General features: G+C 44.2%; 6 protein-coding genes. 5 read left to right on the plus strand and 1 reads right to left on the minus strand.

The annotated features are described in order from the left end of the window. Positions 1-152 precede the first annotated feature (152 nt). The 3 genes from orn to RT064_RS10805 all read left to right on the plus strand — a co-directional run bounded on the left by orn (position 153) and on the right by RT064_RS10805 (position 3,582). Positions 153-704: an oligoribonuclease gene (gene orn, locus RT064_RS10795; protein ID WP_313063362.1), complete on the plus strand. Its 552-nt coding sequence runs from the start codon at positions 153-155 to the stop codon at positions 702-704. Between the two features lie 302 nt (positions 705-1,006). Further along, the gene (locus RT064_RS10800; protein ID WP_313063363.1) at positions 1,007-2,731 is read left to right on the plus strand and encodes an AMP-binding protein; all 1,725 of its coding nucleotides are present in this window, start codon (positions 1,007-1,009) and stop codon (positions 2,729-2,731) included. Between the two features lie 86 nt (positions 2,732-2,817). After that, positions 2,818-3,582, plus strand: coding sequence for an SDR family NAD(P)-dependent oxidoreductase (locus RT064_RS10805; protein WP_313063085.1), 765 nt, complete (start codon positions 2,818-2,820; stop codon positions 3,580-3,582). Positions 3,583-3,731: 149 nt separating this feature from the next. Here the strand turns inward: RT064_RS10805 and hemP are convergent, their stop codons facing one another. Then, the gene (hemP, locus tag RT064_RS10810) at positions 3,732-3,896 is read right to left on the minus strand and encodes a hemin uptake protein HemP (protein WP_138017991.1); all 165 of its coding nucleotides are present in this window, start codon (positions 3,894-3,896) and stop codon (positions 3,732-3,734) included. A 152-nt stretch (positions 3,897-4,048) separates the two neighbouring features. Between hemP and RT064_RS10815 the strand changes: the two genes are divergently transcribed. Next, on the plus strand, positions 4,049-5,068 hold the full coding sequence (locus RT064_RS10815) for an NUDIX domain-containing protein (RefSeq protein ID WP_313063365.1): 1,020 nt from the start codon (positions 4,049-4,051) through the stop codon (positions 5,066-5,068). A gap of 158 nt (positions 5,069-5,226) precedes the next feature. Further along, the coding region (locus RT064_RS10820) for a lipocalin family protein (protein ID WP_409519570.1) at positions 5,227-5,515 on the plus strand (289 nt) is incomplete at its 3' end.

A 5,515-nucleotide genomic window follows, 5' to 3' on the forward strand; every position in this document is an offset into this window, starting at 1 on the left:
CTAGGGGATTTTTTACCATACTAACACCTTATAAAATTTTGCAATACTTTTGGACATCGCTACATGAGCAATCGCCAACAAAACCGATATTTTACCTGTAAAATCTGCTAAGATGGCGGATTATTTGTTAAAGAGTATGAAAAGGCAACAGTATGGCGGTTGATAAAAAACATCTGATTTGGATTGACCTTGAGATGACAGGTCTAGATACCCTCAACGATACCATCATCGAGATAGCGACGATAGTGACTGACAGTGAACTCAATATCTTAGCCGAAGGTCCTGTGTTTGCCATCCATACGCCTGACATTGTGCTCAACAGCATGGATGATTGGAACACGCGCCAACATGGGCAATCAGGATTGATTGACCGTATTCGCCGTAGTAACGTGACGATGGCTCAAGCAGAAAGCGAAACCATTGCATTTTTGAGTAAATATGTCGAATCAGGACGCTCACCCATGTGTGGCAATTCGATTTGCCAAGACAGACGGTTTTTGGCACGTCAAATGCCAACGCTTGAGCGGTTTTTTCATTACCGCAATTTAGATGTGTCAACGGTCAAAGAGCTGGCTTATCGCTGGCGCCCCGATATTTTGTCAAGCTTTGAGAAAAAAGGAAGTCATTTGGCACTTGATGATATTCGTGATTCAATTCGTGAACTGCGCCACTATAAAGCGCACTTTTTTAAGTTTATTGGTTAACAGTAAAATTTTTAAAACGATACAATTCATATCATAATACTTGAAATTATCCAAAATTTTAGGCATCATAAGCTGACAAAAGGAATTTGTTAGCTTGACTTGGTACAAGTAAATCGAGATACAAGTAAATCAGCGTGAGTGTAAATCAGTGATAGTTGCGAGCCCATCGTCAAAAAACTGGTTGTATTAACTCAAATTTATTTCAAACCGAATTTATTTTAAGTTAGCGTTATTTTAAGTCAGCTGGTGACCGTTGGCACTGGCACTTATTCCTATCTCATGGACGACAATAGGAGCCTGTCATGGACAATCTTGACACCCAAACCCCGCAATCTACCCATCCTGATTATCAAAACTACCGCTATCAAAGCTACCACTATCAAAGCTACCTGTATCAAAGCTACATTGACCAATTCAATATCGACGAACTTGAACAGCAAATCCTGCAAGGTTGCCGCATCAATGGTATCAACGCCTATGTAGAATGTGTGGGTCGTCATGCCCAGTCTGATAAAGCAAATAAAGTCGCGCTAGTGCATGAAGACACCCAAGGTAATATCCATAAAATCACTTACACACAGCTCGATAAACTAAGCGGTAAAATGGCAAATCTGCTCACTGCTTTAGGGGTGAAAAAAGGCGATCGGGTATCAACCATGCTGCCCCGTACACCGACTTTGTTAGCAGTGATTGTGGGTGCATGGCGCATCGGTGCGGTATATCAGCCATTGTTTACCGCATTTGGTGTCGAAGCGATTGAATACCGCCTTCAAAAAGCCGCTACCAAAGTGGTTTTCACCGACAGCCATAACCGTGAAAAATTCAATGACATAAACCCACTACCAAACATGGTGATGGTGGGCAGCGAGCAAGCCGCCAAACAATATGGGGATTGGCATTTTGATAGCCTAATGGCAGCGCAAAGGGAAGACTTTGAACCTGTGATGCTAACAGGGGAAGATCCTTTCTTGCAAATGTTTACTTCAGGTACCGTGGGCAAGTCAAAAGGTGTGGCAGTACCACTTAAAGCGCTAACCGCATTTTATTTGTATATGGTACACGCAGTGGGTCTAAGCGATAATGATCGGTTTTGGAACATGGCTGACCCAGGTTGGGCCTATGGCTTGTATTATGCGATTACAGGACCTTTGCTAGTCGGTGCTACTACCCACTTTAATGAATCAGGGTTTGATGCCAAGCATACATTAGATTTTATCAAAAACCATAAAATCACTAATTTAGCCTCATCACCCACTGCATTTCGTATGATGAAATCAAGCGGTGTTTTTGACAACAAAGCTGATGAGTTACCGCTATTGACGCGTATTAGCTCAGCGGGTGAGACGTTAAATACTGAAGTGGTGACGTGGATTAATGACCATCTTGGCGCATCTATTCTTGACCATTATGGACAAACCGAATTGGGGATGGCGTGCTGCTGTCATCATAAGTTAACCCATGATCAGCCAATTGGTTCAATGGGTATGCCATTGCCAGGTTATCGCTTGGCGGTACTGGATGAAAACTTTAATGAACTAGGCGCAGGCGTACAAGGTCAGCTAGCCGTTGATGTGGCGAACTCGCCATCCTTATTTTTCCAAGGCTATACGTGGAACGAAAAAAATCCGTTTGAAAAAGGATATTATCTAACGGGTGATATGGTCGAGCAGCATGATGATGGCACTTTTTGGTTTGTCGGGCGTGATGACGATATTATTACCACCGCAGGGTATCGCGTCGGTCCTACCGATGTCGAGAACACGGTAATGGAACACCCGTCGGTAGCCGAGACCGCGGCGATTGGCGTACCAGATGACATACGCGGCCACATCATCAAATCCTATGTTGTACTCAAAAACGGCTATGCCGCTAATGACGAGTTAGCCAAAGACATCCAAAGCTTGGTGCATGCACGGTTATCTGCCCATGCGTATCCACGTATCGTTGAGTTTATCGATGCCTTGCCAAAAACCCCAAGTGGTAAAGTGCAACGTTTTATGCTGCGTAACATGAGTGAGGCGCACTAACAAAAATTTTATCCCTATGCAAAAGAGTATCTAGCGTTATATAGGCTTTTTTTATCAACAAAAAATAACAGGTTAACGGAAAAACAATGCAAGTACAAAATAATACATTTTTGGTCACAGGCGGCGCGTCAGGTCTAGGTGAAGCGACAACCCGTTATTTGGTGGCGCATGGCGCAAATATCATTATCGCCGATCTCAACCAAGAAGCCGGTGAGAAATTAGTGGCGAAATTGGGCGACAACGTGATTTTTGCAAAATGTGACATCACCAGCGAAGCGGATGTCAAAAATGCGATTGAGGCGGGTGTGACCAAATTTGGTAAATTATCAGGGTCAATCAACTGTGCCGGTATCGTGGTGGTGCAAAAATTACTGGACAAAGAAGGCAATCCAGCCGATTTAACCACCTTTGCCCGTGGTATCCAGATTAACCTCATCGGCACTTTTAATGTGGCGCGACTGGCAGCGGCGGCGATGGCAAAAAATACTGCAGACAGTAACGAAGATAAAGGTGTGATTATCAACACCGCTTCAATTGCCGCATTCGATGGTCAGGTCGGGCAAGGCAGTTACTCGTCATCTAAAGCAGGTGTGGTGGGCTTAACCTTACCACTCGCGCGTGAGCTGCAGCGCCATCAAATACGTATCATGACCATCGCCCCAGGGGTGTTCGGCACACCGATGATGGCAAGCCTGCCAGAAGCTGCCCGTACCAGTCTTGAGCAAGCCGTGCCTTTTCCCAAACGTTTGGGCAACCCAGAAGAATTTGCTAAATTGGTGGTACACATCATCGAAAATAGCTATCTTAATGGCGACGTCATTCGTTTGGACGGGGCTATTCGCATGGGTTAATTCAGTTGATTGTTGCCAGTCACTGGGCACGGTGACGGGCAACAGAAACTATCAACTTAGCCCTCTAAAAAAGCCACTCTGAAGAAGATTGGCTTTTTTATATTAACATTTTACGGAGACTATTTGGTAAGTCACTATTTGGTGAGTCACTATTTAGTGAGTATTAGGCGGTTATTACGGGTCAATCGAAGACGGTATTCTTCGCCGTCATGCTGAATGCGAATCTCTTTGGTCAGCGCAAATAAATGATTGGAATGTAGCGTAGGCAAGGAACTTTGTTGGGTGAGATTAGCGCGATTTAATAAGTGTAGCATGGGATACTCCTTTTCTCTGTAAGATGGGCGAATAGTGGTTTTAATTGATAATGATTATCATTTATATTTAATGGGTCGTCAAGTGACTTTTTTCACTTTTTCATCAAATTTAATGCTTTATAATGGGTAACAATCAATAGTTTGAGAAAAATATGTCAAAAATCGTCAATGTGGCAGTCGCGGTGATACATTTTAACAAGCAATATCTACTCGGATTTCGCCATGCCAGTCAACACCAAGGCAATCGCTATGAATTTGTTGGAGGAAAAATTGAGCCAAAGGAAACCCTAACACAAGGGTTAATCCGTGAAGTCCATGAGGAGATTGGTTTGGATATCGCGCAAAATACTGCAGTCAAAATAGGGGTGATACGCCATGATTATGCTGATAAAACCGTGGCATTGCACGTTTTTAAAATTGAAGTGAGTCAAGGGCAGTTTGATGGTTTGCAAGAAGGTAAAGGCAAGGAAGGTCAAGCCGTCACATGGGTTCATCAGTCAGACTTGCTTGCCAACCAGTACCCGCTACCCGATGCCAATGCGCGAATTTTAGAGTGGTTGAGATTGCCTAATACGATTTATATCACCCAGCCTTTAGATAGCTTCGTTGGTGTGGATATGTGGGTTGATTTTTATAGCCAAAAACTGCCTCAAGATGCCCATTGTTATCTTCGCCCGCAAACCAGCCATAAAAATGCCATCGCTATGATTGAGGGCTTGTTAACGATGAGGGCGGATATCACCCCGATTATTCAATATGCAACAGTTGAGCACTTATTTGAGTACTTACCTGAGCGTTTAGATGCGTCGTTAAAAAACGGCATGGTTCATTTAAATCACCAACAACTCATCACGCTTGATTTCTCAAGTTTATCAAAAAATTATCGCTATTTTGCCAGTTGCCATGACCAACATAGCCTAAGCAGATTAAATACCTTGGCAACCTCGCATACTGTAATGGGCTGTTTTTTATCCCCGGTGAAAGCCACACCGACACACCCAGAAACCTTTCAAAGTGGGGGCATGGGCTGGCAAGCGTTCGGCGAATTAGCAAAGCTTAGTGATGTGCCGGTGTTTGCACTGGGCGGGGTGGGGCAGGCAGATTTAGCCACCGCCTATGAACATGGGGCGATGGGAATCGCGGGTATTCGGTTATTGGTCGACAAGGTATAAAAACTAGCCAACAGGTTGACAATAGCGTATTAGCTGTAACAACTGGCTGACAAAAAAGGCCCCAATAATCACCGTTTGAGCGTTTATTTTGGGCTAAAATGAGTACTTTAATGCGCAATAAGACTGAGCGAAATAAGGTGACATACATAATGAAACTGATGAGTAAAAAAAAGCTAGCAGTGGCAGGTATTGCAGGTACATTACTTGCGATGAGTGCTTGCTCCACCACCCCCACCAAAACTACCGCAACCGAAACCACCGCCAAGCCCACAGGCGTTGGCAAAGCTCAGGCGGTACAAAGCGTTGATTTAAACCGTTATGCGGGGAAATGGTACGAAATCGCCCGTTTGCCGATGTTTTTTCAGCGTAACTGTGCCAGTGATGTCACCGCCACTTATACCCTACAACCGACAGGCAAGGTGGAAGTCAATAACCAATGTATGGGCA

Source organism: Moraxella sp. CTOTU49097 (assembly GCF_032064105.1).
GTDB classification, from domain to species: domain Bacteria; phylum Pseudomonadota; class Gammaproteobacteria; order Pseudomonadales; family Moraxellaceae; genus Faucicola; species Faucicola osloensis_B.

Bases quoted from the DNA above. Each gene is read 5' to 3' on its own strand.
- orn (WP_313063362.1), top strand. From the start codon at position 153: ATGGCGGTTGATAAAAAACATCTGATTTGGATTGACCTTGAGATGACA.
- RT064_RS10800 (WP_313063363.1), top strand. From the start codon at position 1,007: ATGGACAATCTTGACACCCAAACCCCGCAATCTACCCATCCTGATTAT.
- RT064_RS10805 (WP_313063085.1), top strand. From the start codon at position 2,818: ATGCAAGTACAAAATAATACATTTTTGGTCACAGGCGGCGCGTCAGGT.
- hemP (WP_138017991.1), bottom strand. From the start codon at position 3,896: ATGCTACACTTATTAAATCGCGCTAATCTCACCCAACAAAGTTCCTTG.
- RT064_RS10815 (WP_313063365.1), top strand. From the start codon at position 4,049: ATGTCAAAAATCGTCAATGTGGCAGTCGCGGTGATACATTTTAACAAG.